Annotated in this window: 32 protein-coding genes; 9 read left to right on the top strand and 23 right to left on the bottom strand. The window is 63.4% G+C overall.

The window, feature by feature from the left end; translation table 11 throughout:
* Nucleotides 1-85: 85 nt before the first annotated feature.
* Nucleotides 86-868 carry an NYN domain-containing protein gene (locus tag IVB50_RS23265; protein WP_157642915.1) on the top strand — a complete coding sequence of 261 codons (783 nt, stop codon included), beginning with the start codon at nucleotides 86-88 and terminating at the stop codon, nucleotides 866-868.
* A gap of 228 nt (nucleotides 869-1,096) precedes the next feature.
* A complete protein-coding gene (locus tag IVB50_RS23270; protein WP_018454508.1) occupies nucleotides 1,097-1,612 on the top strand; it encodes a ParB N-terminal domain-containing protein in 516 nt (171 codons plus the stop codon).
* A 142-nt stretch (nucleotides 1,613-1,754) separates the two neighbouring features.
* On the opposite strand, the gene IVB50_RS23275 is transcribed toward IVB50_RS23270, so the two are convergent.
* The 3 genes from IVB50_RS23275 to IVB50_RS23285 all read right to left on the bottom strand — a co-directional run bounded on the left by IVB50_RS23275 (nucleotide 1,755) and on the right by IVB50_RS23285 (nucleotide 3,558).
* Nucleotides 1,755-2,219, bottom strand: coding sequence for a hypothetical protein (locus tag IVB50_RS23275; RefSeq protein WP_018454509.1), 465 nt, complete (start codon nucleotides 2,217-2,219; stop codon nucleotides 1,755-1,757).
* A 417-nt stretch (nucleotides 2,220-2,636) separates the two neighbouring features.
* Nucleotides 2,637-2,927 carry a hypothetical protein gene (locus tag IVB50_RS23280; protein ID WP_085353546.1) on the bottom strand — a complete coding sequence of 97 codons (291 nt, stop codon included), beginning with the start codon at nucleotides 2,925-2,927 and terminating at the stop codon, nucleotides 2,637-2,639.
* A 334-nt stretch (nucleotides 2,928-3,261) separates the two neighbouring features.
* Nucleotides 3,262-3,558: an HdeA/HdeB family chaperone gene (locus IVB50_RS23285; RefSeq protein WP_245313402.1), complete on the bottom strand. Its 297-nt coding sequence runs from the start codon at nucleotides 3,556-3,558 to the stop codon at nucleotides 3,262-3,264.
* Between the two features lie 219 nt (nucleotides 3,559-3,777).
* Here IVB50_RS23285 and IVB50_RS23290 point away from each other — a divergent pair, with 219 nt between their 5' ends.
* Nucleotides 3,778-4,806 carry a hypothetical protein gene (locus IVB50_RS23290; RefSeq protein ID WP_026232749.1) on the top strand — a complete coding sequence of 343 codons (1,029 nt, stop codon included), beginning with the start codon at nucleotides 3,778-3,780 and terminating at the stop codon, nucleotides 4,804-4,806.
* Between the two features lie 428 nt (nucleotides 4,807-5,234).
* Here IVB50_RS23290 and IVB50_RS23295 read toward each other — a convergent pair whose 3' ends face one another.
* The 3 genes from IVB50_RS23295 to IVB50_RS23305 form a co-directional block, all read right to left on the bottom strand.
* Nucleotides 5,235-5,453, bottom strand: coding sequence for a hypothetical protein (locus IVB50_RS23295; protein WP_007609614.1), 219 nt, complete (start codon nucleotides 5,451-5,453; stop codon nucleotides 5,235-5,237).
* An 82-nt stretch (nucleotides 5,454-5,535) separates the two neighbouring features.
* On the bottom strand, nucleotides 5,536-5,841 hold the full coding sequence (locus tag IVB50_RS23300) for a GlsB/YeaQ/YmgE family stress response membrane protein (protein ID WP_026232750.1): 306 nt from the start codon (nucleotides 5,839-5,841) through the stop codon (nucleotides 5,536-5,538).
* The gene (locus IVB50_RS23305) at nucleotides 5,838-6,035 is read right to left on the bottom strand and encodes a hypothetical protein (protein WP_018454514.1); all 198 of its coding nucleotides are present in this window, start codon (nucleotides 6,033-6,035) and stop codon (nucleotides 5,838-5,840) included. The genes IVB50_RS23300 and IVB50_RS23305 overlap by 4 nt, the downstream gene beginning before the upstream one ends.
* A 374-nt stretch (nucleotides 6,036-6,409) precedes the next feature.
* Between IVB50_RS23305 and IVB50_RS23310 the strand changes: the two genes are divergently transcribed.
* A complete protein-coding gene (locus IVB50_RS23310; protein WP_018454515.1) occupies nucleotides 6,410-7,144 on the top strand; it encodes a DUF1236 domain-containing protein in 735 nt (244 codons plus the stop codon).
* 125 nt (nucleotides 7,145-7,269) lie between these two features.
* Here the strand turns inward: IVB50_RS23310 and IVB50_RS23315 are convergent, their stop codons facing one another.
* On the bottom strand, nucleotides 7,270-7,740 hold the full coding sequence (locus IVB50_RS23315) for an SMI1/KNR4 family protein (RefSeq protein WP_018454516.1): 471 nt from the start codon (nucleotides 7,738-7,740) through the stop codon (nucleotides 7,270-7,272).
* A gap of 123 nt (nucleotides 7,741-7,863) precedes the next feature.
* Nucleotides 7,864-8,871, bottom strand: coding sequence for an acyl-CoA desaturase (locus IVB50_RS23320; RefSeq protein WP_018454517.1), 1,008 nt, complete (start codon nucleotides 8,869-8,871; stop codon nucleotides 7,864-7,866).
* A gap of 205 nt (nucleotides 8,872-9,076) precedes the next feature.
* Here IVB50_RS23320 and IVB50_RS23325 point away from each other — a divergent pair, with 205 nt between their 5' ends.
* Nucleotides 9,077-9,874: a transglycosylase SLT domain-containing protein gene (locus IVB50_RS23325; protein ID WP_026232751.1), complete on the top strand. Its 798-nt coding sequence runs from the start codon at nucleotides 9,077-9,079 to the stop codon at nucleotides 9,872-9,874.
* Between the two features lie 119 nt (nucleotides 9,875-9,993).
* Here IVB50_RS23325 and IVB50_RS23330 read toward each other — a convergent pair whose 3' ends face one another.
* From IVB50_RS23330 to IVB50_RS23340, 3 genes are all read right to left on the bottom strand, one after another.
* The gene (locus IVB50_RS23330; protein WP_027517656.1) at nucleotides 9,994-10,269 is read right to left on the bottom strand and encodes a hypothetical protein; all 276 of its coding nucleotides are present in this window, start codon (nucleotides 10,267-10,269) and stop codon (nucleotides 9,994-9,996) included.
* A 146-nt stretch (nucleotides 10,270-10,415) separates the two neighbouring features.
* Complete coding sequence (locus IVB50_RS23335) at nucleotides 10,416-11,066, bottom strand: hypothetical protein (protein ID WP_018454519.1); 651 nt, start codon at nucleotides 11,064-11,066, stop codon at nucleotides 10,416-10,418.
* Between the two features lie 221 nt (nucleotides 11,067-11,287).
* Nucleotides 11,288-11,824, bottom strand: coding sequence for a helix-turn-helix domain-containing protein (locus IVB50_RS23340; RefSeq protein ID WP_026232752.1), 537 nt, complete (start codon nucleotides 11,822-11,824; stop codon nucleotides 11,288-11,290).
* Nucleotides 11,825-12,015: 191 nt separating this feature from the next.
* Here IVB50_RS23340 and IVB50_RS23345 point away from each other — a divergent pair, with 191 nt between their 5' ends.
* On the top strand, nucleotides 12,016-12,366 hold the full coding sequence (locus tag IVB50_RS23345) for a zinc ribbon domain-containing protein YjdM (protein WP_018454521.1): 351 nt from the start codon (nucleotides 12,016-12,018) through the stop codon (nucleotides 12,364-12,366).
* Between the two features lie 126 nt (nucleotides 12,367-12,492).
* Here the strand turns inward: IVB50_RS23345 and IVB50_RS23350 are convergent, their stop codons facing one another.
* The 4 genes from IVB50_RS23350 to IVB50_RS23365 form a co-directional block, all read right to left on the bottom strand.
* Nucleotides 12,493-13,413, bottom strand: a complete 921-nt coding sequence (locus IVB50_RS23350; RefSeq protein WP_018454522.1) for a DMT family transporter — start codon at nucleotides 13,411-13,413, stop codon at nucleotides 12,493-12,495.
* 90 nt (nucleotides 13,414-13,503) lie between these two features.
* Nucleotides 13,504-13,650 (bottom strand): hypothetical protein, encoded by a 147-nt coding sequence (locus IVB50_RS23355; RefSeq protein ID WP_018454523.1) that lies wholly within the window; start codon nucleotides 13,648-13,650, stop codon nucleotides 13,504-13,506.
* A 247-nt stretch (nucleotides 13,651-13,897) separates the two neighbouring features.
* A complete protein-coding gene (locus IVB50_RS23360) occupies nucleotides 13,898-14,152 on the bottom strand; it encodes a hypothetical protein (protein WP_018454524.1) in 255 nt (84 codons plus the stop codon).
* Between the two features lie 174 nt (nucleotides 14,153-14,326).
* On the bottom strand, nucleotides 14,327-14,530 hold the full coding sequence (locus tag IVB50_RS23365; RefSeq protein WP_247297420.1) for a hypothetical protein: 204 nt from the start codon (nucleotides 14,528-14,530) through the stop codon (nucleotides 14,327-14,329).
* Between the two features lie 324 nt (nucleotides 14,531-14,854).
* Between IVB50_RS23365 and IVB50_RS23370 the strand changes: the two genes are divergently transcribed.
* The gene (locus tag IVB50_RS23370) at nucleotides 14,855-16,165 is read left to right on the top strand and encodes a hypothetical protein (RefSeq protein ID WP_026232753.1); all 1,311 of its coding nucleotides are present in this window, start codon (nucleotides 14,855-14,857) and stop codon (nucleotides 16,163-16,165) included.
* 10 nt (nucleotides 16,166-16,175) lie between these two features.
* Here the strand turns inward: IVB50_RS23370 and pdxY are convergent, their stop codons facing one another.
* The 3 genes from pdxY to IVB50_RS23385 all read right to left on the bottom strand — a co-directional run bounded on the left by pdxY (nucleotide 16,176) and on the right by IVB50_RS23385 (nucleotide 18,416).
* Nucleotides 16,176-16,988 carry a pyridoxal kinase gene (pdxY, locus tag IVB50_RS23375; RefSeq protein WP_018454527.1) on the bottom strand — a complete coding sequence of 271 codons (813 nt, stop codon included), beginning with the start codon at nucleotides 16,986-16,988 and terminating at the stop codon, nucleotides 16,176-16,178.
* Between the two features lie 49 nt (nucleotides 16,989-17,037).
* The gene (locus IVB50_RS23380; protein ID WP_018454528.1) at nucleotides 17,038-17,679 is read right to left on the bottom strand and encodes an FMN-binding negative transcriptional regulator; all 642 of its coding nucleotides are present in this window, start codon (nucleotides 17,677-17,679) and stop codon (nucleotides 17,038-17,040) included.
* Between the two features lie 92 nt (nucleotides 17,680-17,771).
* Entirely contained in the window at nucleotides 17,772-18,416 is a 645-nt protein-coding gene (locus IVB50_RS23385; RefSeq protein ID WP_026232754.1) for a TetR family transcriptional regulator, read from the bottom strand.
* A gap of 97 nt (nucleotides 18,417-18,513) precedes the next feature.
* Here IVB50_RS23385 and IVB50_RS23390 point away from each other — a divergent pair, with 97 nt between their 5' ends.
* Nucleotides 18,514-19,179 (top strand): class I SAM-dependent methyltransferase, encoded by a 666-nt coding sequence (locus IVB50_RS23390; protein WP_018454530.1) that lies wholly within the window; start codon nucleotides 18,514-18,516, stop codon nucleotides 19,177-19,179.
* A 254-nt stretch (nucleotides 19,180-19,433) separates the two neighbouring features.
* On the opposite strand, the gene IVB50_RS23395 is transcribed toward IVB50_RS23390, so the two are convergent.
* Both IVB50_RS23395 and IVB50_RS23400 read right to left on the bottom strand, forming a co-directional pair.
* Entirely contained in the window at nucleotides 19,434-19,748 is a 315-nt protein-coding gene (locus IVB50_RS23395; RefSeq protein ID WP_018454532.1) for a hypothetical protein, read from the bottom strand.
* Between the two features lie 83 nt (nucleotides 19,749-19,831).
* Nucleotides 19,832-20,011, bottom strand: a complete 180-nt coding sequence (locus IVB50_RS23400) for a hypothetical protein (protein ID WP_026232755.1) — start codon at nucleotides 20,009-20,011, stop codon at nucleotides 19,832-19,834.
* Nucleotides 20,012-20,150: 139 nt separating this feature from the next.
* On the opposite strand from IVB50_RS23400, the gene IVB50_RS23405 reads away from it, so the two are divergent.
* Entirely contained in the window at nucleotides 20,151-20,393 is a 243-nt protein-coding gene (locus IVB50_RS23405) for a DUF3551 domain-containing protein (protein ID WP_018454534.1), read from the top strand.
* Nucleotides 20,394-20,447: 54 nt separating this feature from the next.
* Here the strand turns inward: IVB50_RS23405 and IVB50_RS23410 are convergent, their stop codons facing one another.
* The 3 genes from IVB50_RS23410 to IVB50_RS23420 form a co-directional block, all read right to left on the bottom strand.
* Complete coding sequence (locus IVB50_RS23410; RefSeq protein WP_026232756.1) at nucleotides 20,448-20,726, bottom strand: hypothetical protein; 279 nt, start codon at nucleotides 20,724-20,726, stop codon at nucleotides 20,448-20,450.
* Nucleotides 20,727-20,900: 174 nt separating this feature from the next.
* Nucleotides 20,901-21,887 carry an SH3 domain-containing protein gene (locus IVB50_RS23415; protein WP_247297421.1) on the bottom strand — a complete coding sequence of 329 codons (987 nt, stop codon included), beginning with the start codon at nucleotides 21,885-21,887 and terminating at the stop codon, nucleotides 20,901-20,903.
* Nucleotides 21,888-22,055: 168 nt separating this feature from the next.
* Nucleotides 22,056-23,978, bottom strand: coding sequence for an FAD-binding monooxygenase (locus IVB50_RS23420; RefSeq protein WP_247297423.1), 1,923 nt, complete (start codon nucleotides 23,976-23,978; stop codon nucleotides 22,056-22,058).
* Nucleotides 23,979-23,985 lie beyond the last annotated feature (7 nt).

A 23,985-nucleotide genomic window follows, 5' to 3' on the forward strand; every position in this document is an offset into this window, starting at 1 on the left:
TCGATAACTACTTCTGAACCTGGTTGAAATGAGCTTTGGGACACTTGGAGCCCGCGGAGGCGGCAGATCGAGGGATACAGCAGCCGTGACAAAATATGCATTTGTTGATGGTGGCTTTATCGACGCAATGGTGCGGAAGACATCCGAATATTTCGCGATCGACCTCAGTCGTAACAAAATCGATTACCGGGCAATCGCTGGCGGGCATCAAAGAACCTTTTACTACGATGCTTTGCCCGCCCAAAAGGACAATGAATCTGGCGAGGAATACGAACGACGAGTGAAACGCAAGCGAGAACAATTCGAGCTGGTTAATCGCACGCCTTTTATGCACGTTCGAGAGGGGCTGACGCGGGGACAAAACAAGACGCTGCGTCAAAAAGGCGTCGACATCTTACTCGCAATCGACGTTTTCAAACATGCAACGTCTGGCCACATGTCCGAAGCCCACATCATGACGAAGGACCTAGACTTCTTTCCACTTTTTGAAGCATTGCGGGACACCCCTGTAGCAGTGCATTTGCACTGCTATCCGGCCGAGACTTCCAGTGAATTAATGGCGTTGGCTGATGTCGTGGTGCCAGTCAATCCATTCAAGATATTGCAGTGGATGCACCACCAATCGAAGGATAGCTACGTCGAGTGGAACATCGCTTTGGGCGACGTGAATCCTCAGAAGCTATGCATGATCGGCAATTACGAAGGGCTAGACTTCTATATTTACCAGGACGACGACATGCCGTTCGTTGGTCGCGCCATGGCGTATAATCCTTCGAGCCTGATGCGCTCTAACCGATGGGAGCATATTGTCGATGCCTTTGAGGCCCGCGTCGGCAAGCGTGTCCACCTGGATCAATTGAACCGCTAACTGTAGCTCGCAGGATGGCTGGAGTGCAGCCCGTAGGATGGGTGGAGCGAAGCGATACCCATCGCCGCCAGATCGACAGAAGGGATGGGTTTCGTAAGGGCTCAACCCATCCTACGAGCTCATCAACACCCTGCCGCCGAATTGCCTTTGCGGTCGAGCCCTTCCCTCCTAAACTCTCGTCCTCACCGGCATCGGTTCCGGCGGGCCCGGTAGAAGCGGAGTCAGATTATGCCCAAACCGGAAAGCTTCCCGATCGAGAAGATCTTCGTTCCCACGAAGCAGAAGAAAGCCATCAAGCCCGAGATCGTCGGGGAGATCGCTGAAAGTATGCTGGACATCGGACAACAGGAACCCATTTCCGTCCGGCTCGACGGAGACCGCCTCGTTCTGGTCGAGGGACTGCATCGGCTCGAAGCCTGCAAGGCGCTCGGCGAGACAACCATTATCGGTGTCATCGTCCCGGCGGAGGTCGCTCAACACAAGCCGCAGCTTGCCGAACGGCCCGAAGTCGAGGCAGAGCGCCTCAAGATGGCGCGATTGAAACAGTTGCGCCTGGAGAAGGAAGCCGCGGAGGCATCGATCGCTGGCCGGAAGGGCGTCAACGGAACGGAAGCGCCGCGCACCCGTACGACGAAAGGCGTTCGCGACAATCCGAAGGCATCACCGGGCCGGACTGCGAAATCGACACCGAAAACATTGTCGGACTGGATCACGCAGCAAAAGGGCCACGGCGGTCGCTATTGATTGTTGGCTCCAGCTCGTAGGATGGGTGGAGCGAAGCGATACCCATCACCGCTCGATCGGCGAGAGATGAAGGGTTTCGTAAGGGCTCAACCCATCCTACGACCTAGAGCTCAACCCAGCCTACGCGCTATCTACGCCCGCCTCACCGTATCTCGCTCATCGACACCTTGGCGGCGATCCCGCTCAACTCGGGCTGTTGCGGTGCGAACTCCTCGTTGGACGATGAGCCTAGCGAGACGTCGACCATCCTGCGCTTGACCTGTTCGCATGTCTTGCGGACGTCTTCGGTGAACAGCGCGCATTCTTCGATGCGCTTGAAGATCTTCCGACCCTCTTCACGATACTCCGCCGCCGTTTCTCGCATGAAGGCGATCGCATCATGGACCTGGGCAGTCAGCGCCTCGCATTTTTGCGCGGCGTCGATCAACTCGGTGCCCATGGCCTCGATCTCTTTTGCAGCGGACTCATAGTCCCGAACGACCGCCTCTGCACTGAGCGCGCCGACGCGCGTCACGCCCGCGGTGTGCTCGACGTAATCAGGCAGAGCAATGGAAGCAAGAGAGCTTCCCGAGCGTATCGATGCAATGTCCTCCTCGAGCTGGACCAAGTTTACTCCGTCCCGCCTGCGCAATTGTTCGACATTTGCCATTATTGATCTCCCATACGCACCCCGAACCCTTAACAGCATCGGGTTTATTACGGGGATAAGCTCCGTTCTACTCTGATGTATCCTTGACAGCCGCAGTTTTGCCGCTTTTTCCCGATTGCCCAATTGCACGCATGGATAGATTTGTCGGCGTTCAACGTCTCTTGGTCGCGGCCGGCGAAGATGGCACGTGCGCCTCGCTAGAAGTCGACCTGTCGAGCAACAGACGCCAATACGCACGGTGAAGCGAGCACAGCTCGGATCGCGTGTGTGCGGGCCCGGAACTCGGATCACCTCTCCCCACTCGGAGAGAGGTGCTCCGCGCACAGCCGACCGACGGTGCTCTGGCCGCTGCGCAAAGACCGGCTACAAGACCGGCTAGTAGCAGGGCGGGTAAGGTTCGTAGCCGCAGCGGCGATAGCCGCCGTAGGCTCCGTAAGCTCCGTAAGCTGCCGCACCAACCGCAGCAGCTCCGACGCCTACGGCAACTCCGCGGCGCACGGCTGCACCACGATAGACGCCACCGCGATAGACACCGCCGTGATGAACACCAACCCGACCAACCCCGACGCCTCTTCGATAGGCGAAGGCGTCAGTCGAAACAGTCACGATGCAGGCGATGCCAATGATTGCGGATGCGGTAAGTGAAACGATGGTTCGGCGCGACATGTCCACTCTCCTTCCTGGATTGGGACGGTGCGTCAGCGCAATTCGCTAATGAGCGGGTTTGTTGATTTAGAACAATGCGGGCCCTTGCGATCTGGCGGCCGGTTCATAACGAGACAGCGAAAGTGTCACGCTTTACCTACATAGGGCATGAGCGGGAGCCACACCGCTTTCGGTCATGTACCTGACGCTCGCGACGCATGCCGGTTCGGCAATGCCACGCCCCACCCCCGTGCCCGCGATAATTTCTCGTTCGCACGCGCGTTGGGGGGACAGCGGCGCAACCTCTCCTTCCGGCGATAGGACTGCCGCACTCCGAGGCTGGGCGGCCCCGCCCCTACTTCGTATTGGCCTCGACCGCCTCCAGCAGCGGCATCTCGCGATGCGACTCGCAGAAGCGCGAGAGCTTGTTGCCGTTCTTGTTCAGCGCTTGCGTGTCCACGACGGGATTGTTGCGGCGACCGGCGTAGAACCCGGCGAGCCAGACGTTCACGGTCTGCATGTGGGTAATGCGCTGGGTGATGTACTGGTCGCAGCTGATTTTGGAAACGTCGACCAGCACCTGGGCCTTGGCAGGGACGGCCAACAGCAGGGCCGCGAAGGCACCAAGGATGATCGCTCTTGTCTGAACCATGTTTTCCTTCCGATGAATGTCTGCACGGTGGCGACGGTCGGGCGCCGCATGCTTGATCCAGATCAAGGGCGCCCGTTGCATACCCCGCGACCGCCCCACCCCGAGGCCTCGCCATAATTTCTCCTTCGGACGCGCGTTGTGTTGGATGACGGCGAGACCTATCGTTCCGATCGGACTGCCACACTTCCATTGACGCCCGACGGAAGCGAGAGCGCATCGGTGCCCGAGACGAACGACCCCAAACCTGACGACCACAAGCCAGACGCCCCCAAGCCGGACGAGGGGCGCGCCGATGGCGGGCTGGCGCGGGCCTACGATCGGATCAAGAGCGCGGAGCAAGACCTTGCGCGGCTGGACCGGCTGGTTTCCGGAATGGAACGCGGCAGCGAAATCCCAGCGGCCTCGCGAGCAAGCGCCGGTGCGGAGGCTGTCGAGACTCCCAAGGACAAGGCTCCCGAGGCCAAAACTCTCAAGAGCACGGCGCCGGCGCCGGATGGCAGGGTTCGCAGTCAAGGCCTGAGGGGAGATCGGCCCATGCTGCGCGCTTTGGTCGGCCTCGTGCTGGCGATCGGCATTCTCGGTGCCGCCTTCGCTTCGCAATACAGCGATCGGGCCAGGTCTATGACCAAATCGATCATGGCGCGATGGGCTCCGCCGGCCGCGACTGAGCCTCGCCAAACGTCCGCGGTTGAAACTCCGGCGCAACCGCCGGCGGTGCAACTGGCTGCCGCGGATGAGCCCGGCACGGTGCCCGCGCCGCCGGCCGGCAAGGACACGGAGAGCAATGCAGGGTTTGACGCTTCAAGACCCGACGCTCCAACAACGGGCGCCACGACGCCCGACCCCTCGTCGTCCGATCTCGCGCAATCGCTCAAGACCATCACCAGCGAGCTTGCGAACATCAACGGAAAGCTCGAGCAATTGAAAAGCCGCAACGAGCAGACGCTGCGCGAGCAGGCCGACACCATTCAGCAGCTCAAGGCGGCGCAGGAGAAGGATGCGGCGGCCAATGCGCGCCTCGCCGCACAGGTCCAGGCGCTGCAAAAGGAGCTGACGACGTCATCCGCATCGTCATCCGCACCTGCGTCCGCGAAACCCGCCGCGCGTAGCGTGATCACCAACGAGACCGCTGCGCCCGCACGGCCCCACGTGCAAGCGGCCGCACCTCGGCGACCCCGGCCGTCGCGAGGGCCCTGGATGCCCCCGCCCTATATGGTCGATCCCTACTATGGGGATCCGGATTGGTGAGCCCGCGGGGCGGATGAGCTGACGTTACGGAGCCGCCAATCGAAGGCGGCCCCGGATGTTGCGTTGGTGCGGCTAGCGCCAACCGCGATGACGGCCCCTGCTCCAGCCGTAGTGATGACCGCGACCGCCACGTCCCATGTGACCGTGGCCATGTCCTCCGCGCGCGAGAATCACCGGACTGTCGGAGCCAGCGACCAACGTCTCAGCCGCAACGCGGGGCATGGCAGAAGCGGAAAATGTCGACATTGCCGCGATTGCGCACGCGGCAACGCCGATCAACAAATGACGTATCATGTGGGGATTCTCCAGGAGCCGCGTGATAGCGGCAGAGATGAATGCTTCCGCCGCCCCAGAGTTCCATCGAAACATCAGGGAACGGCAATGAACGCGAGCCCTTCTGCGCCGGCACGCACGCTCGCGGACCGGCATCAATCACGCGGCGAGATCTGAAGCTCCATCAACGCCATGCGCTCCAGGACAGCGGGGTCTCGCTCGCCCTCCTTCGCTGTGCGAAGGATTGTTTCCGCGATCGACCGGACATGCGCGGAGCTGACCGGGGCCGGCAGTGACGCCACCGCCGTGTCCAGCGCAGTTTTCATGATGCCGATGGTTTCAGGCGTAAAAGATGCATTTGAAAAGTCTAACATGCTGGATCCGATCCGGAGGTCATCACGAGCGTCTTTGCCGCGGGCGTCTCACCGGCGCCTGATGCGGCTGCGTGAGCAAGGGTCACCAACGCCGGCCCCAGCTGCCGCGCCAGCTGCTTCCCCATCCACCACCACCGCGCACCAGCCGGACGACGAGGAGCAGCAGGACCGCGCCTACGGTCGCGTTGACGATCGCGCTGATCATGCCGCTGCCGAGATGCACGCCGAGCTGAGGCAACAACCAGCTGCCGACAAACGCGCCCAGGATTCCGATGATGATATCGCCGATGATCCCAAAGCCGGTCCCGCGGACGATCTGGCCCGCCAGCCAGCCGGCGACGAGACCGACAAACAAGACCACCAAAAGGCTTTCGCCGGACATTCTCATTTTGTGACCTCGATCACTTGGTTCGAATGGCTGCTGATCTGCGCAATCCGGTCGACCAGGGCCGTCAAATGTCGCGGTAATGGGTCGTGCTCACCCCGAAGCCTGATCCGAAGGCGGTCTGCTATTTCATGAGAGATCGCCAGGCTGGAGCCGCGGTCGATCTGAATGGCATTGCGAACATCGGGGTTGTTCATGAAGGTTTCCGGTTGATACGCACGGAGGACGCTTCGCGCCGAGTCGCACTCACAACGCGACTGCGGTCTTTAACTCAGGCGAGGATCGGAGGTTCGATCTCGCAACGCTCGGGGATCACTGACACAACAGCCTCATCGAGCAAGAGTTCCTTCCGATCACAACTTATGTTTGAAATTCATCGGTCGCGTCCAAGCCAACGCGGGATGCAAAGCTCTTGTTATCGCCGACTCATCTATTTTGCAGCTTTTTCGGATGTCGAGGCATCAATCGTCGTTAAACCAGAAATAGAATCGGAACTGCAGCCCGTCGAGACCGTTCGTTCCCGTGGCTGACGTTCGTCGGCATCATATTCAAATGAATTGAAAGAGATCAGATGAAACATACTTTGCTGGCTTCCGTCGCCGTTGTGGCGTTGTTCGCTGCGACCGGCACTGCAATGGCTCAAGGCGTCAATCAGGGCGGCGCCAAGGGTGCGGAGTCCCCCGCTGCCGTTTCGCCGAAAGCCGAAACCGCGGCACCGATGAATGCGCCCACAGCAAAGGACGCCCCCACCGCGGCACCGCACGGCTCGCCGGCAGCGGCAACGCCGCAGCACGCACAGGGCGCGCCTGACGCAAAGCACTCCGGCGACGTCAAGGCCGATGGCAAGGCGAAGACCACGGAAACAATGGCCCCGGCCACCACTTCGAAGCCGACTGCCGACAGCAAGACGCCCGGCGAGATGAAGGCGAATGGGATGACCAAGGCGCCCGATTCGGCCACCACGTCGAAGGACGTGAAGACCCCGACCGCCGAGAGCAAGCCTTCGGCGCCCGAGGGCAAGACGACCGGCAATGCCGCTACCACGGCGGTCGCGGCGCCTCCCGCCGAAAAGCGTACCCAGATCACTTCGGCCATCAAGCAGGAGAAGGTCGAGGAAGTCACCAACGTGAACTTCAACATCTCGATCGGCACCACCGTCCCGGCAGGCGTTCGTTATCATGCGATCCCGAGCCGCATCGTCGAAATCTATCCGGAGTGGCGCGGATACGAGTTCATTCTGGTGCACGGCAGGTACGTCATTCTTCGTCCGCACACCCACGAGATCGTCTATATCATCGAGGGCTAAGCGAAATCCGACGGATGACGCGCAAACCAAAAGGGCGGCTTATGGCCGCCCTTTTGTCGTTCGGCCCCACGCGATCATGATGGGTTTCGCAAGGGCTCAATCCGCCCGAACGGCTGCATATCCATTCACCCCTCTCCCAAGCCGAGAATGAAGGTTTCAAGATCGGGCGCGAGTTCGTTTGTGTTCGGGAAATCGGCGAACATGTCGCCACCGTCCACCGGTTCATGCTCGTGATCCCAGTAGAAGACCTGGCCATAACTGTCCTCCTCCAGACTCAGCAGGAACAGGTCGCCGCCGGGATCGGGAGCGAAGGGGCAGCTCAGTCGGGGAATTCGATTCATGCCCCGATACACATCGTAATTGTCGATGACGCCGTAGCTGTCGGTCGGATGCGTCGTGAACAGCACGTCCAAAACGGTGCGGTCGTTGCGCCAAGGCAGCTCGACGCCGCAGCGGTCGAAGCCGCCGCCGTCCGATTGCGCCAGTAGCTCCTTGTAGGGCGCGGGCAACGGCGCACCGATGTGTTGCTCCAGCGCACGGATGGCGTTGGAGGGCGCCGGTGGCCGTCGGTCGTCCATGAGATCCAGATAGTTCATCGGCCTAACTTTGTGCCCCGTGGGTCATCAAAGCGCCCGCGCCAGTGAGCCAACCGCCTCACCACACAACCAGATTGGTGTGGCCGAATCCCTTGGCGTAGTGGAACACCGAGCCCGTATGCTTCAGACCATCGCTTCGGTATCTGCCACTGGACGTTTTCCGCCGTCCGGATCTCCCGAGCGAAGCGTCCGGCTTCCGGCAGAGAAAATGTCCTGCACCAACCCGAGCTTGCCGAGTCCCAAAATGATCAGGCCGTTGATGTCGATCTCGTACCAGGCGTGCGAAATGTAGGCGTCGCGCGGAAACCGGTGATGGTTGTTGTGCAGGCCTTCACCGAAAGTGAGGATCGTGGTCACGAACTCGTTGGTGGTGCCGTCGTCGAGATCGAAGCGGCGGTAGCCGTAGCGGCCGTCGCTGTGGCAGACCGAGTTGACCAGTGATGTCGCCATGGTCATGAGGTAACTGCGGAACAGGCCGGAGAACAGGATGCAGCCGGTCATCGTGTGCACGCCGCCAAACGCGTAGCCGATCGCGCCCGGAATAATCACTGCCGAGAGCGCGTACCAGTACCAGCGCGTCCTGGTGAAGAACATGGCGATCGGATCGGCCAGGATATCCTTGGCGTAGTATTCGGCATCCGTGGTGGCCTGGTCCCACACCCAGCCGCCTTGCGCATGCATCATCCCCTTGGCGAAGGTGACATAGGGGTTGCCGTCGCCGTCATAGTAAGGGCTGTGGACGTCGCCGGGCTTGTCGGAGTGAAGATGATGCCGGCGATGATTGCTCACCCATTTCAGGATCGAGCCCTGCACCGCCATGGTGGCGATGGCCGCGAACAGCGTCCGCATCACCGGACCGCAGCGGAAGCTGCGGTGCACGAAGTAGCGGTGCATGAAGCCGATGCCGACCGTGGAAAGCGCGAACGTGCCGGCGAAGACCGAAACCTCCACCCAGCCGATGCCTTGCCAGAAGGCCCAGACCAGCGCCGCGATCGACCCACCGATCATGATGACGAAGGAGATGTAGGAATCGCGAAACTTGGCGTCGACCACGGGACCTTCGACCAGTACGCCCGGCGGCATTTTCCGCTCCGCAGCTTCCGCCGGCACCACGCTTTCGATTACGGTCATTCCAGCCGATCCATTCACACAAAATTAACCCTGCTGCGGCGCACAGTACAACCTCGGGTTATTTCCATCAAGGATTCGAGCTGCCGTGGGAGTACGGAGCGGCGACTTGAAAACAGGCGACCAGAGGAAAAAGAAGCCGGATTTCAAGGCCTGGTGACAGCGTTAACCAGGTACAAAGCCTCCGCAATGCACTCCCAGAAGACCGATGCCAGGACAAAGCAAGCGCCCCCTCCCTCGCCTTCGCAAGCTCCGGCGTAGCGCGCGATCGATGCGAAAGACCTTCGCCCGCGCACCGCGGATGGTTCGGATCGCGGGCGGCGCGGCGATGCTGCTTGCGGTCCTCGTCCTCGTGAACATCGCCTATCAAACGGTGCGCAAGCCGACCGAGCTGTTCGTCCTAGTCGGCCATGCGCTCGACAAGGAGCCATCGGACACGTGGCGGCAATACGGGCCGCTGTTCCGCAAGCATTCCACCGCGACGATCACGCCGGAATTGCTGGCCGCGCTGGCGCAGGTCGAGACATCGGGCAATCCGCTCGCGCGCACCTACTGGCGCTGGCGATGGAGCTTCAATCCGCTCGCGATCTATCGGCCCGCATCGAGCGCCGTCGGCCTCTTCCAGATGCTGGACGCAGCCTTTGCTGACGCCGCGCGGTTCTGCGTTCGTGGCAACGCGGTCACGGAGGCCGGCTGCGGCTCGACCTTCCTCTATAGCCGCGCGATTCCGAGCCACGCCATCGAGCTGGCATCGGTGTATCTCGACCGCAATCTCGCCGATGTTCTCGCCCGCGCGGGCGATGTGAAGGCGAGTGCACGCGAGAGGCAGGATCTCGCCGCCTTCATCCATCTCTGCGGCGCAGGCCCCGCAACGGCCTTCGCACGCCGCAAGTTTCAAATGGCCGCCGACGAACGCTGCGGCGATCACCTCGTCGCGAGCTATGTCGCCAGGGTCAACGCGATGAAGCGGCAGTTTGTGCGGCTCGCCGCGGAGGACGGCGACTAGCAAAGGAGCGTAGCCCGGATGAGCGAAGCGACATCCGGGAATGCTGCGGCAACGTCCCGGATATCGCTTCGCTCATCCGGGCTACAGGAGCCAATCAATTCCGCGTCCGTCGGTGGCCTTCACCACCAGTACGGCCAGCGCCATCCCTCGTAGCGGACATATGACGATACCAAGGGCGGGCCGTAGGGATCGACCCGGTCGTCTTCCGGGCGATAACGATAGCGTGGAACGATATTGTAATCCCACGGCGTCGGCCGGAGCACGGGGACATCCACCCTCAGCCGTTGTTCATCCACCACTCGCGCCTTCCGCGCCCGGGCTTCGGCATCCGATATCCCGAGATTGCACAGCACCAGGGCGGTTCCGAGCGCACACGCGACAGTCATGATCTTCATGCGTTGGTCTCCTTCCCCCAAGAGTGCAAAAGGACGTCAAGCAAGGCAAGCGAATTTGCGATCAAGCTTTGCCGGAATGACCGATGCCGGCCGCCCCGCCGTCATTGCGAGCGGAGCGGAGCAATCCAGACTGTCGACCGCGGCCCCTACTCCCGCGCGCGCCGCACCGCCTCCGTCAGCTTCATCCTCTGCTTGTCCCACCGGCTCTGCTCCGTCTCGGCACGCTCCTCGAGCGCCGCGCGCTCAGCTTCGATCGCCTCCGCCCGCGATTCGTGCTGCCGCCTCGCGTCGTCCAGCGCCGCCTGCGCGTTCGCGACTGCCTTGTCGCGGCGCGCGCGCTCCTTGGCGCGAGCGGCCTCCTCCTTGCGGCGCTCGGCTTCCCGCCGCCGCTCTTCCTTCTCGAACGCCGCGGCGGCCTTGCGCGCCTGTTGATCGTCGACCTTGCGGGATGGTTGCTTTGCAGCCTTCGCCGGAAGCTTTCTCGGCTTGGACTTCGCTTTGGGCTTTTTTGGCTTGGCCTCGTCGTCAGCGAGATCGGTCGGCAACTCGGAATGCTCGGTGAACGGGCCGTCCGAGCCGACCGGACGCCGGAGCACCACGCCCGGCTTCTCCATCGTTGCCGCGACGATGTCGGGGTCGTCGGTCTCCTTCGCGGCGCCCTGATGGAACAGATTGGACCTGGCGCCCCAGGCGTCCAGTGCCGCCTTCATCGAGGGCGCGGCGATCGCCTGGTCGTAGAAGCCGAGCGAGGTCTGGTAGGTCTTGAGTTTTCTTTTTGGTTTTGCTTTTTTCGGCATGTCGCTCCGCAGCTGGCAAGCCACCAGCTTCCTGCGGCGCCATCATGCCATACTGCCCCTGTTTTGCCCGACGAGTCAAATTCGATTCGGTATCGCCGAAGTCGATACCGGGCGCGGAGGCCCAATACCAACGTTTTCGGATTTCCAACACACTGAAATCCCTCGAGATTTCTACTGTGCATGGGGTTGTTTTCGACGTTTTTGTTTTGACGGCTCGCCACCTACGCTGCGTCGACATCCTCAGGCGCCGGCCCCGCGACGAGCCCGTCGAGGCCGACCATCAGGAGATCGGCGATGTGCATGAGCTGGTAGAGCGGAATGTCCGCCTCACCCTGCTCGGCCAGCGACACGAAGACCGGCGTGGCGCCGATCAGCTCTGCGAGCTGCGTTTGCGTGTAGCCGCGCCTCTCGCGCGCGCTTCTCACGCGCGCACCGATCCCGAGCCGGTGCCGGGACTGCTCGTCCGCGGTCATCATCACGGCCTGCTCGTCCGCGCTGGCATAGCCGTCCGCGAACGCGCTGCCGATCAGCCTCCCCTTGCGCCAGGCGACCCGGCAGTCCTTCCGCAGTCCGCTGCTGAAGACCAGCGTGAACTGCTCGGCGACCCAGAGCGAGGCGTTGAGGCCGAGGCGCGCGCCGGTGCCGGAGACATCGCGGATCGTGCAGGGCGCGCTGATGACCTTGCCGGTGCCGTTGTCGAACTCGACAATGCCGGTCCGCAAAATGTGATGTCTGACGGCGGCGCGATGCTCGCTCATGACGGGACGCTCCTTGCGCGGCGACGTCGCAGCCGCAAATTCCGGACCTCGATACCGCAGAGTTTTTCCTGAACTCCTAAATTTCCAAGGGTTCGACCAGGACTGAAAGCCATGGTAAAGGATTTGCTCCCAATCCACCTTTATCCGGCGGACAGCGTGCGGCGCGCCCGTGACGGGCGACGAGGCGAATAATGACCGACGCGATGAAATGCCCGACCTGCAACTCCGAGCACGCCTATCAGGATCGCGGCCTCTGGGTCTGCCCGGAATGCGGCCATGAATGGAGCGGCACGGCAGAGGCCGTCGCGGACGCCGCGCAAGAGGCCGGCGTGCGCGATGCCAACGGCAATGCGCTCGCCGACGGCGACAGCGTCATCGTGATGAAGGATCTCAAGGTCAAGGGCTCCTCCTCCGTGGTCAAGGGTGGCACCAAGGTCCGCAACATCCGCCTGCAGGACGCCACCGACGGCCACAACATCGCCTGCAAGATCGACGGCATCGGCGCGATGAACCTGAAATCGGAGTTCGTGAGGAAGGCGTAGCCGAGGCCCCGGACTCGCCAGGGCAAATCCGCCAGCGAGCGCGCCGAACGGCTGGGGCGGGAGCTGACCTGCCGCGGCGTCAAGTTTACCACCATCGAATGGTAAGCGCCGTCCGGTGGCTGCGATCTATCGCTGTCTCTGCGCCAGATAGAATCCGCACAGCACCGTCACCAATCCCGCCGTCTGCAATAGTGTCGGCGGCTCGCCGAGCAGGAGCCAACCGGTGAGCACCGTCAGCGCGGGCACGCAGGCGGGGACAACGGCGGCGCGGGCGACGCCGAGGCGTTGGACCGAGACGGCGAACAGATAAAGCGCAGCCGGGCCTGCAAGCACGCCCTGTGCCAGCGCCTGGATGGCGTTCTCACCGACACCGATCGCCGCGATCCGCGCGAGTCCGCCGGTCATGAGGTAGATCGGCAGCAACAGCAGCGACAGCACGTTGATGACGAGCGCAGCCGACACGGCGGAGACCCGCCAGTGGCGCACCAGCGCGCCGAAACCCGCGAACATCAACCCGGTCAGCACGAAGGTCAGATCGCCGAGCACGCCGTCAACGCCGATATGACCGATCGATTCCGCGCCGATCACGCCGAGCCCGCCGACGATGACGACAGCGCCGGCGATGCGCGACCAGGAGACATGCTCTTTCAGGAACAAGGCCGCGAGCAGCAGGCCGCCGAGCGTCGCGCAGGAGGGCTGGATCACGCTGCCATGGCCGAGCGGCACGAACAGAAAGCCAGTGTAGGAGATCAGCGACATCACGGGGCCGCCGAGCACCATCAGCACAAGGCCCCTGCCCCAGCCGATGCCGCAGAGATCGGAGATTCCGCCGCGTATCACCAGCGGCAGGAACGCGATGCCGGACCAGACATAGCGATGCACGAGCAGATCGACCGGCGTGAAGCCGAGCTTGAGGCCATGCCGCGTGCCGGCAAAGCCGAGCGCCCAGAACAGCGCCGCGGCGAGGCCGCAGAGCACGCCGACAAGCGCCGGCGCTTGATCGTTCTTCCGAATGCGAGCGTCAGCGCCGCTCGTCCGCTGATCCATGGGACAAAGCGGTACGCCGACAGAGGCCGTCGCTCAACCCATGTGCCTGCAAGGCTGGCACGCAAGCGAGAGACGCCAGCGCGCCTTCGCTCAGAAAAATCCCGGGCTGAGATCGAGCCCATACGTCAGGCTGAGCACGAACACGAACAGCGCGGCGGCTGCGAACAAGGCGAGATGCTTGAGAATGAACGCGCGGGGCGAGACGCTTGCAACAACGGCTTTCTGTGCAACGGGCACGACTACTCCATTATGAAAATGATTCTTGGCTACTCAATATGCGGCGCCCGCATCAAGCGCCGCGATCCAGAAAGCAACTATTAAAGAGATCACACTCGCTTTGAACGGCCGTACACAACCGGCACGTGATCATGACTCGCTGCGCCAAAAAAAGACCGCGCTCCCGAAAGGGAACGCGGTCCGGGCAGACTCGGAGAAAGCGAGCCTGCATCACATTGGCTTGACGTTGGCTTGTGGCGCCCCCAGATCAGCGGGCGCTACCCGTCGTAACATCAGCGGTCTTCACCTTGCGCGGCGACAGAACGCGGGCCTGGTGGACCGAAGCAACGTTGGTGGGCGCCGAGGCCTGCTGCTCGACATGCGCGGCACCGAGCACGCGCACCTGCATCGGGGAGACCGGAAAGCCGTTCGCCTCATAAGTCGGCAGTTCGGCGGCGAAAGCCGCGGTGCTGCCCGCGATCGTCAGGATGGCGGCGGCGATTGACAGAGTCTTCTTGTTCATGGGTGATGCTCCTTCAGTGGAAGATTCGGAGCACATTTAAGCGCATTTTGCTGCATTGCGACATGTGCTGTTGCAATGCAACAACGCGCCGGGTGCATGGCAATATGTTTAATGCGCGCGATGTCTTGGCAAAATCACCGCCCCGGCGCGAAATGACATCCTAATGAGCGGCGGTCAGCCGCCGAGCACGTGGCCCCAGCCGTCGAAAACGTAGGCTTTCCAGATCACGGTTCCGTCTTGGCCCGGCCGGCTGGCACGCCTGAAATCGTCGGCCTGCTCAGCAGTCCAGGTGATGATCGTATCGGAGAGTTGGTCGTGCAGGATGGCGGGCTCGGTGGGATCGAAGGCGTCCATCGGACGAAGCGAGGAATGCGTCATGCGCGCCTAACGCGCTAGCCGTGACAAGGTTGCCCAACGTGCCTGCGAAACACCGCCACGCGGCCTGCGCCAAAATATTCGCCTTTATCGAATTTTGCACAACGCTGGCGAGCAAGCGCCCGTGGAACCGGAACCCGCGTTGCCGCCGCGCAACACCTGCTCGAAAAGCCCGCTTTCGCCGAATTGCGCCATTGCGCCGCCACACCCTCCCCAGAACAATCGACGCGCGGCGTGCCTTTTCGTGCAAGACTGTTTGGCCAAGACTGTCTGGTCAGACTGTTCGGAGAAGACGAGGTTCAACAGAACCGTTTGGAGGCAGGGATCATGAATGATCGGCGGTCTCTTCTGGTGGCGGTCTCCTGCCCCTCGGCGGTTCTCGCCGGCTGGCTGGCGCTCTCTCTGTCCGCCTATGCCCCGGCCCTCATCGAGAACAGCGGCGCCAATGCTTCCGCCGTCTCGCGCGCGAAGGATCTCAGCCGACTTGACCTCGCCGACATCCCGCACGCTGCGGCCATCGAGGACGGCGTCGCCCTGACCTCCGATATCGCGGCCGCTATCGCTGCGACACCAGAATTGGTCAATGCTGAAGCGGCAGCGCCCGAGGCGCCAGCTCCGGCCATCAAGCTCGCCTCGGCCGACCCAGTGCTGATCTTGCCGACCGAAGCGCCGCTCGCGCCGCAGATGTCGCCTGACCCGACACCAGTCGCCAGCGAGGTTGCTCCGGCTCCGGCGCCGGAGCCCTTGGTAAAGCTCGCATCCGCCGATCCCACTGAGATCGTGACGACGGAGGCGCTGTCGCCCGCGACAATCGCGACCGGCCCCGCGCCCGTGGCGAGCAAGGCCTCGGCGTCTGCGGACACGACCGCGGTCCTCGACGAATGCTACGTGATGGAAGCCTGCATCGACCGCTATCTCTGGGCGCTCTACCAGCGCACGGCCAAGGAAGACTCGATCAAGGTCACAGATCGCCGGGCCGTCACCGTCAAGCGCAAGGGCAAGATGGTCACAGTGATGCGCAGCTTCACGAAGCTGGTTGACGAGGACTTTGGCTGGAAGGATCCGAAGGCGGCCGACCGCGCCGGCATGTCGATGATGGACTACGTCATCGGCGGCATGGACAAGAGTTTCAAGAAAAAGCTGTTTCGCACACTGCTCGCGGCTGAGGCTGCCGGGCTTTCGCCGGGCATCACCAGCGCGTTCCGCGACGACTATCGCCAGTCGATCGCGAGTGGCCTGAAGGCCGCCTCCGACCGTTCCTATCACGGCGGCAGCACGCGCGGCGGCTACGGGCACGGCATGGCGGCCGACATCGTCAGCACCAAGGGCGACAACCGCGCGCAGCGCTGGGTCTCGACCGAGGTGCTGTGGAAGTGGGTCGACGCCAATGGCAAGGCGCTCGGCATCGGCCGCCCCTATCTCGGCCGCGATCCCCCGCATGTCGGCCCGGTCGATGGTACGGAATACGTCTCGCGCCGAGGCACGTCGGACCGCAAGGAAGCCAACGTCAAGCCGAGAAAAGCGCGGGCCGTGGCAAGCGCAAAGCCGCCGAAGGCGAAGGCACAGGCGACGCGCGAGCAGAAGGTCCCCGCGAAGCCGCAGAAATCAGCGCAATCAGCCACGAAGCGCGCGACCTGAGTTTGACGGCTTATCGTCGCGGCGTCGGCAACGGCACAAGCCGCATCTCCGCGGTGCCTGCTTCCTGCGTGCGCACCAGCACCGCATAGATGGTTTCGACTGCGAGCCGCACCGCCGCCTCGGTCGCTGTGCCCTTGGCCAGATGCGCCGCGATCAGGCCGGTGAGAAGATCGCCGGTGCCTGAGGGGCGGATCGGAAGGCGCGGCGTCGCAAAGCGCGACAACTGACCGCCGGCGCACAGAATCGTTTCCACCTGCCCTTCCGCCGTATCAGTGAGCGTGCAACCGGTGGCGACCACGTCGATGCGCCCAGTCCCGGCCAGCGCCGCGCACGCCGCGCGCAGGCCCTGCGCATCCGCGATGTCGAGGCCTGCGAGCAGCCCGAGCTCGAACTGGTTCGGCGTGGTCAGATTGGCGGCGGGCAGCAGCCGGTGCCGGACCACGTCCAGGATGCCGTCGGCGACATAAACCCGGCCGTCATCGCCGATCACGGGGTCGCAGAGATAGACCAGCTTCGAATTGCGGGTCAGCGCCCGCTCGACGAAATCGGCAATGACAGCGGCATTGCTGGGCGAACCGAGATAGCCGGTAACGAGGACCGCAGCCTCGTCGACGAGATCGCGCTCTTCGACGCCTCTCAGCAGATCTGAAACGAGCTCTGTCTCCAGCACCCGCCCGCGCAAGGTCGGATAGCGCGGATGGTTCGACAGCAGCGTTGTCGGCACCGCCGCGACATTCACCCCTTCCGCCTGCATCGCATAGGCGGCGGCGCTGTTGCCGACATGGCCGTGGACCACCTGGCTTTGAATGGAGATGACGAGCATGAGGGAGGTCCGTAGGAGTAATTGTCTAGCGAGAGAAGGGTCGCCCGGATCACGAAAACTCATATCCAAGTCCCGGCCGCAGCGCTTGCATCTTCCGCGCCAGCCGCCGATGCCCGCTCTCCTCCGACCGCGCAAGCCGGCCGGCGACCGCGACGTGGTCCACATCGCTCTTGTGCTGATTGAGCTTGGCCTGCCCCTCGACGGTATCCACCACGAGATCGACGACGCGGATCGCAGCCAGCATGCTCTCGCGCTTGCCGGGCTCCATCTGTGCGAGGTCCCAAGTTTTTTTTGGCAAGCGCGCTTCCGAGACCGCGAGTAGTGCATCGCCGTGCCTGCGGTTCTCGTCGAGCCCGCGCAGATGCGCTACGCCCGACAGGTGCACGGCCTCGTAAAGCCAGGTCGAGACGTTGTCGCGCGAAGAATACCAGTCATTGGAGATGTAGGCGTCGTCGCCGGCAACGATCAGCAGAAAGCGCCCCGCACCATCCGCGAGCGGGACGAGCGGATTCCTGGCGGTGAAATGGATTTGCACGATCGTGTGCCCGTCGCGCTGCTCCAGCACGAAGGGCACATGCGAGGCGCGTGGACCGCGCTCATCCGCCGCGACGATCGTGCCGAAGCCGCGCTGGCTTGCGAATTCCAGCGCTTGCTGCTCCTCGATGCGGAATTGGGGGCGGAGGACATGCATGGCGGGGCGCTCGTTGACTGGCTGAAGGACAAACCGAGGCTAACTCATGATCCAGTCAAGTCAGAAGGGGTATTGGCCCGCAAACGCGGATGTCAGGAATGATCCCGGAGTCGTGCCAGCTCATCGATATAGGCGCAGAACATGTCGGCCATTGCGTCGGCGTGACGCGCGATCTCCGCCTCGTTGCGCGGTGTCTCCGAGAACTGCTTGCCAACCTCGCTCAGCGTCGTCTTGATCAACTCGCCGGCAAGCGCCCGCGTCGCATCCGGCGCCCTGGGCAGGGCCTCCCGCATGAAGGCCGCGACGATGCCCTTACCGGCGGCCCGCGCGTCGTGTGCTTCGGGCGCATCGCGATAGAGCGGCGCGGCGTCGCTGAGCGCCGTGCGGATCGCAGCCTCCTCGCACTCGGAACGAATGAAGGCGTGGACGAGCGCGCGCAGCCGTACCAGTGGCGGTTTCGCCCGGTCCGCCAGGATGCCGCGCAGGAGCTCGCTCGTGCGCCGCCACTCGTCGCTCTGGAGGCGGAACAGGATCGACGCCTTGTTCGGAAAATATTGATAGAGCGACCCGACGCTCACCCCGGCCCGCTCGGCCACTCGCGCCGTCGTGAAACGCTGCGCCCCCTCCTTGGCCAAGACCTGAACAGCCGCGTCCAGAATGGCCGCCACCAGCTCGTTCGAGCGGGCCTGCTGTGGCTGTTTTCGCGAGGAAACTGAATGGCTTCGGCGATCTGCCATGGCACCCTCGGGCAACGCGAATAGCGAATGCGACGAATTAGTCGTATTTCAATTCTCACGCAAGCACTCGCAGCACGGCGACATCTGGAGACTACACATGACCACCCCGACCATCACATCACTTGCGCCACTGCTCGATCGTCTGTTCGACCAGGACGAAGCGGCGCGCGGCGCGATGCGAGCCGCCTTCGCCGATGTGACCGACGCCGACCGCGCACGGATGATGCGGAGCAAGACCGCTTACCGCGACCTCTACGGGCGGCTGAAGGACGCACCGCTCGCGGTCTCCCGCGAGACCGGTCATCTGCTTTACATGCTCGCACGCAGCTCCCGCGCCAAAGCGATCGTCGAGTTCGGCACCTCGTTCGGCATCTCGACCCTGCACCTTGCCGCGGGCTTACGCGACAATGGCGGCGGCCGCCTCATCACCAGCGAATTCGAACCGTCCAAGGTGGCCCGGGCGCGCGAGAACCTCGCGGCCGGCGGGCTGCTGGACCTCGTCGAAATCCGCGAAGGCGACGCGCTGAAGATGCTTCAAGTCGACCTGCCCGACACGATCGATCTCGTGCTGCTCGACGGCGCCAAGGCGCTCTACCCCGATATCCTGGATCTGGTCGAAGGCCATCTCCGGCCGGGCGCGATCATCGTCGCCGACAACGCCGACGACAGCCCCGACTATCTGGCGCGCATGCGCAGCCCCGGAAGCGGCTACATGTCCACGGCCTTTGCCGAGGACGTCGAACTCTCCGTGCGGATCAACTAACGCCACGTCGAATCGGCGCGACACCAATGAGCCGCCGCGCGAACCATCGCGCGGCGGTTTCGTGCTGCGCTCCGCCGTGTCGCAGGTTCGTCACTGACGCGTGATAGTTGGACCCGGCAATGTCGCTGCCGCCTTCGTCGGCATCGCGCTGATCGTGTCCGGAGTGGTGGTCATCAACCTGTTCTCGGCGGCCACGGTGCATTGATGCCGGCAAGGCCTTCAGCTTCGCGACGCCGTCTCGCAGCCGGCTCACGCTATTGGCTTTGCGACGGCTTGGGAGGATGCGGCCTGGATCGCTTCGCGCCAGGCTTGGCCGCAACTCGCGGCGGCGCCGCATCGACCGATTCCAGATAGGCGGCAAGTGCCTTGGCTGTATCCGAACTGGTTGCGTAATGGTCCTTCAGGAACCAGGACAGCGTCAGGTTGAAGCGCCCTTTGGCAAGGCCGCGGGGGCTGCGATGGCACGTCGTGCAAGCATCGGCGAAGAGCTTTTGCGGCGACTTGCCGGCATCGAGATTTTGCGCGGCGGCAAATGTCGCCGTCAGAACGGCCGCGGCTGCAAGAGTCATCGTTGGAAGAGTCATCAGGGGCGCGATCAGATCGCGCCCCGGTCGAAAGTACGAGATCAATGTCGTCCTGCCCGGTCTTGCGGTCAGGCCGCCAATAGCTGATCGAAGTCGGGCGGCGCGTAGGCCTTGCCGTCCTGGTCGGTGATGACGACCTTCCACCCCTCGCTCGCCCAAACCTTCGCCTTCGCCACGATGAGCAAACGGCTCTCGCGGGCAAAACTGCACTTCTCGTTGTCGCGTTCTGCGACCATCTTGTAGGCCAATGCGCATCCCCTTGCGTTGCCCCTGCACCTGCTCTCGTCGTGGCAGCGGGCTTTGGCGGCAATTCGCCGGGAGCGTGGCAATTTGGTGCCATCCGCGGCAGCATTGTGCTTTGTTCCGGCTGAGCGAAGGAGATCGATCGTGCGCCGCTTCATCAATGCGATTCTGCTTGTCGCGGGCTTGTTTGGTGCGGGCCTGCTCGGCGTGCCGCCGACAGCCGCCCAGACCTACGATCCGCGCCATCCCGTCTGCATCGAGATCTACACGATCGACGGCCGCAGCATCGATTGCAGTTTTGCGACGATCGCGCAGTGCGCCGCGACCGCCTCCGGGCAGTCCGCCCAGTGCTACGCCAATCCTATGCCACGCGGAGCAGACAGCTGAGCCCGGTTCCGTCGCCGCCGCGACGAAGCCGATAGCATCAGGTCAGCGCTCCGATCAGTGGACGCGAATGATATGGGGACGGCCAAGATCGATCAGCCCCTGCACCGCCGAGAGGCGGTCGTCGAGAGCTGCGATGGTCAGCAACAAATTGTTGCGGCGTTCGTCGAGAAGGCCCATCTCGGCGCCGGAGAGTTTGGTGCTCGATCGCTCCTTTTGAATCACCTCGAGAGATTGGCGCAATCCGGCAATCAGGCCGGACAGCTGCTTGGCTTCCTTGGTCATCGACCGCTTGGCGACATTGTGGCGGCGCGTCTCCGCCTGGTTCTGTCTCATCGTCGTCATCCTCCCGTGCCCCGCTGCCCCGAGTGGAATGCTTACAGCTTTGAGTAGACATATTACGATCGATGAAATCTGCCCGCGAAGAAGCTTCTTAAATTGTATGGGCAGGGAACCCGTTCCGGCCCAAACAAAAAGCCCGGCGCGAGGGCCGGGCTTTCGTTGGCAACTTTAGTGCTTTTGGTGCCCGCCACCGGGACCGCCGGCCGGGGCACCGCCGCCGTGCGGCGCGGCGTTGATGTGAGGTGCGCCGCCGCCACCGCCGTGAGGCATCGCAGGCGCAGCCGCGCGCGGCGCAGGCATTTGGGCATGAGCGTTCATCGGCGAACCGTGGCCGACGTTCGGCTGAGCCACATGCGGCATCGCGGGCCGGCTTGCGGGAGCGGCTGATACGCGCGGCGCCTCATGTGGGCGCGCCATCGGCTGCGCACGCAGAGCCGCGCGGTGTGCGGCCTGCTCGTGCATGATGCGGGCCTGAGCGTCCCGCGGATTGCGGCTCTGCAGATTGGTCCGCTCATGCGCGATGGGGTCAGCTCGTCCCGCACGGCTCCGGTCCGTCGTCACCGGAGTCTCGTGCCTGGCGATGGCGGCGTCGTGCCGTGAAGTTGCGGCATCACGGCCGGAGACCGCGGCCGCGCCCTTGACACTTTCCTTGGCATTCGCGCCGTTGCGCCCGAGTGCGACCGCCGCATCGCGCGTTGCCGCGCGGCCGATGCGAGCCGCGCGTGGATCGATCGTCATCCGCGTCGCGTCGCGCTGATGCGAAGTCCAGTAGCTATTCCAGTGAGCATGCCGCCGATACCAGGGCCGCCCCTGATAATAGCTCGACCAGTACGAGGTCAGCACGAAGGGGACGATCGGCACGTCGACCTCGTCGACATAGTCAGGGAGATAGACGTAGTGATTGCGATAGCGATATTCGAGATATTGCGACGACACCCAGCCACGGTCATCCGAGAAGCTCACGTCGCACCAGGCGTTGCCGCGCAGGCAACCATGGATGTCGACGCGGGCGCCCTCGGGGATGCGATCGACCAGGGGAAAGCCCGAACCCGGCCCGGCGCGCAGGCCGGTCGAGACGGTGACCATGCCCGGTGCGGCCAGCGCGGCCGTCGGGGCGAGCAGCAATGCGGCTAACAACACGCTTCGGAATTTCATGGCGTAGTCCTCCTCTTTCGAGTCGGAACGCGCTAGCGGAACGGGCGTTCCGCGTACGAAGGTCTCATCCGCCAAAAGATCGAGACGGATGCCGCGCGCGGTTCAATATTCATTCGCCGTTCATCGACACCGCGCGCAGAGAGAGCCTACGTGTGCGCCGCCGGCCCGTCAGTTCACTTGCAGCATGAAGCCGTCGAAGTACGCAGCAAGCGCAGCAAAATCATCGAGCGGCAGCACGGTCGCGACATACTGATCCGGCCGCACCACGACCATGCAGCCCGCCTTGCGGTCAATGCCGCGCATGGTGAAAACGTCCTGACCATTCTTGAGGTCCGGACAGAACATCTTCTCGTAGTCGATCAGGCCGTAGCGGCCCTTGCGCGGCAGCAGCAGCGCAGGCATCGCCTCGAGAGCGAGCTCGCGATGATCCTGCTGGAAGACCGCCCGCAGGTCGATCACGCTATCGATGTCGGCGACCGCGGGGGTGTAACGCCGGACCGGCGACTCCCGCGCATCGGAGAGAAAATTGCACAAGGCGCGAACGGCCGATCCGGTTGCTGCAGGATCCTCAGCGCCGGAGAAAGCGTAGATGCGGAAGCGGCCATCCGCCTGCGCAGCGTGACCGAGATGCACCGGCTTGGCATCCGCAAGCCGGATCACCGGTGCGGAATGAAATCGCGTGCCGATGACGAGGCCTTGCGCGAGATGCTGGTGGGACGTCGCTCCCGTCAGAACCGACGGGCGGTAATGCGTCGCCGTGCCGGCGGTGTAGCGACCGTGCCTCACGAAATAGTCCTGCGTCCTGGCGGCGTCGGCGCCGCCGGCCTTGGCGGCGGACGCAAGAATCCCCGCCCATTCCCGGTCGAAATCGATCAGCTCTTTGGCAACCGCCTGGCGCTCGGCCGAATAGGAATGCAGCAGGCTCGGCGCAGACTGCTTCCGCAAAACGGCAGCGAGCTTCCAGCCGAGATTGAAAGCGTCCTGCATCGAGACGTTCATGCCCTGCCCCGCCTTCGGGCTGTGGGTGTGGCAGGCATCGCCGGCGATGAAGATCCGCGGCAGCCGCGTAGCGGTCTCGGTCTCCGGCACGTCGTCGAACTTGTCGGTCAGGCGCTGGCCGATCTCGTACACCGACCACCACGCGATCTCCTTCACATCGAGCGTATGCGGCTTCAGGATCCGCTGCGCCTTCGCGATCACGTCATCGGCGGTGATGTTGCGATTGGCGACGCGCTCGCCGATGTCGAGCTTGGCGAGCTCGACATAGAGGCGCACCATGTAGCCGCCCTCGCGCGGAATGATCAGCAGGCTGCCGTCCTTTGCCGACTGGATCAGAGCCTTGAAGCGGATGTCCGGAAAATCGGTCACCGCCAGCACGTCCATCACGCCCCAGGCATGATTGGCGGAATCGCCGAGCAACTCGCGACCGATCGATTTGCGCACTGTGCTGCGGGCGCCGTCGCAGCCGACGACGTAGCGCGCCTTGATCGTCTCGATCTTGCCCTCGTTCCTGCCATCGACCCGTTCGAGCCGCGCCGTCACGGCATGGTCGGCGGGACCCGCGGCCGGATCGACCTGAAGGTCGAGCAGGCGCCGGCTGTAATGGGGCTCGAGCCTGCCCGGCGCCTTGCGCATGACGTCGAGAAAACCGTCATGGATGCGCGCCTGGTTGAGAATGACGTGCGGGAATTCCGACAAGCCGTCCTCGACGTCCTGCACCCGGCCGCTACGGACGATATGTTCCGGCACCCGCTCGTCCGGCTTCCAGAATGTCGTCTCGTTCACCCAGCAGGCTTCCTTGAGGACGCGCTCGCTGAATCCGAAGGCGTGGAACATCTCCATGGTGCGGCATGCGATGCCGTCGGCCTGCCCGACCAGCAAGCGGTCCGGTTTCTGCTCGACGATGCAGGTCTTGATGTCGGCAAACTGCGCAAGCTGGCCCGCGAGCGTCAGGCCCGCAGGGCCACAGCCGACGATGAGGACATTGACCTCTTCAGGCACGGCGCCCGTTGCGCCAGAAGGCTGAATGCGCGCGGCGGGATCGGCGATTTCAGGGTCGCCCGGCTGAAATCCATTGAGATGGAATTGCATGAGCACC

The organism is Bradyrhizobium sp. 87 (assembly GCF_023073015.1).
Classification (GTDB): domain Bacteria; phylum Pseudomonadota; class Alphaproteobacteria; order Rhizobiales; family Xanthobacteraceae; genus Bradyrhizobium; species Bradyrhizobium canariense_D.

Coding starts and splice junctions, on each gene's coding strand:
- IVB50_RS23270 (WP_018454508.1), top strand. CDS start 1,097: ATGCCCAAACCGGAAAGCTTCCCGATCGAGAAGATCTTCGTTCCCACG.
- IVB50_RS23280 (WP_085353546.1), bottom strand. CDS start 2,927: ATGTCGCGCCGAACCATCGTTTCACTTACCGCATCCGCAATCATTGGC.
- IVB50_RS23285 (WP_245313402.1), bottom strand. CDS start 3,558: ATGGTTCAGACAAGAGCGATCATCCTTGGTGCCTTCGCGGCCCTGCTG.
- IVB50_RS23295 (WP_007609614.1), bottom strand. CDS start 5,453: ATGTTAGACTTTTCAAATGCATCTTTTACGCCTGAAACCATCGGCATC.
- IVB50_RS23300 (WP_026232750.1), bottom strand. CDS start 5,841: ATGAGAATGTCCGGCGAAAGCCTTTTGGTGGTCTTGTTTGTCGGTCTC.
- IVB50_RS23305 (WP_018454514.1), bottom strand. CDS start 6,035: ATGAACAACCCCGATGTTCGCAATGCCATTCAGATCGACCGCGGCTCC.
- IVB50_RS23310 (WP_018454515.1), top strand. CDS start 6,410: ATGAAACATACTTTGCTGGCTTCCGTCGCCGTTGTGGCGTTGTTCGCT.
- IVB50_RS23315 (WP_018454516.1), bottom strand. CDS start 7,740: ATGAACTATCTGGATCTCATGGACGACCGACGGCCACCGGCGCCCTCC.
- IVB50_RS23320 (WP_018454517.1), bottom strand. CDS start 8,871: ATGACCGTAATCGAAAGCGTGGTGCCGGCGGAAGCTGCGGAGCGGAAA.
- IVB50_RS23325 (WP_026232751.1), top strand. CDS start 9,077: ATGCCAGGACAAAGCAAGCGCCCCCTCCCTCGCCTTCGCAAGCTCCGG.
- IVB50_RS23330 (WP_027517656.1), bottom strand. CDS start 10,269: ATGAAGATCATGACTGTCGCGTGTGCGCTCGGAACCGCCCTGGTGCTG.
- IVB50_RS23335 (WP_018454519.1), bottom strand. CDS start 11,066: ATGCCGAAAAAAGCAAAACCAAAAAGAAAACTCAAGACCTACCAGACC.
- IVB50_RS23340 (WP_026232752.1), bottom strand. CDS start 11,824: ATGAGCGAGCATCGCGCCGCCGTCAGACATCACATTTTGCGGACCGGC.
- IVB50_RS23345 (WP_018454521.1), top strand. CDS start 12,016: ATGACCGACGCGATGAAATGCCCGACCTGCAACTCCGAGCACGCCTAT.
- IVB50_RS23350 (WP_018454522.1), bottom strand. CDS start 13,413: ATGGATCAGCGGACGAGCGGCGCTGACGCTCGCATTCGGAAGAACGAT.
- IVB50_RS23360 (WP_018454524.1), bottom strand. CDS start 14,152: ATGAACAAGAAGACTCTGTCAATCGCCGCCGCCATCCTGACGATCGCG.
- IVB50_RS23365 (WP_247297420.1), bottom strand. CDS start 14,530: ATGACGCATTCCTCGCTTCGTCCGATGGACGCCTTCGATCCCACCGAG.
- IVB50_RS23370 (WP_026232753.1), top strand. CDS start 14,855: ATGAATGATCGGCGGTCTCTTCTGGTGGCGGTCTCCTGCCCCTCGGCG.
- pdxY (WP_018454527.1), bottom strand. CDS start 16,988: ATGCTCGTCATCTCCATTCAAAGCCAGGTGGTCCACGGCCATGTCGGC.
- IVB50_RS23380 (WP_018454528.1), bottom strand. CDS start 17,679: ATGCATGTCCTCCGCCCCCAATTCCGCATCGAGGAGCAGCAAGCGCTG.
- IVB50_RS23385 (WP_026232754.1), bottom strand. CDS start 18,416: ATGGCAGATCGCCGAAGCCATTCAGTTTCCTCGCGAAAACAGCCACAG.
- IVB50_RS23390 (WP_018454530.1), top strand. CDS start 18,514: ATGACCACCCCGACCATCACATCACTTGCGCCACTGCTCGATCGTCTG.
- IVB50_RS23395 (WP_018454532.1), bottom strand. CDS start 19,748: ATGACTCTTGCAGCCGCGGCCGTTCTGACGGCGACATTTGCCGCCGCG.
- IVB50_RS23410 (WP_026232756.1), bottom strand. CDS start 20,726: ATGAGACAGAACCAGGCGGAGACGCGCCGCCACAATGTCGCCAAGCGG.
- IVB50_RS23415 (WP_247297421.1), bottom strand. CDS start 21,887: ATGAAATTCCGAAGCGTGTTGTTAGCCGCATTGCTGCTCGCCCCGACG.
- IVB50_RS23420 (WP_247297423.1), bottom strand. CDS start 23,978: ATGCAATTCCATCTCAATGGATTTCAGCCGGGCGACCCTGAAATCGCC.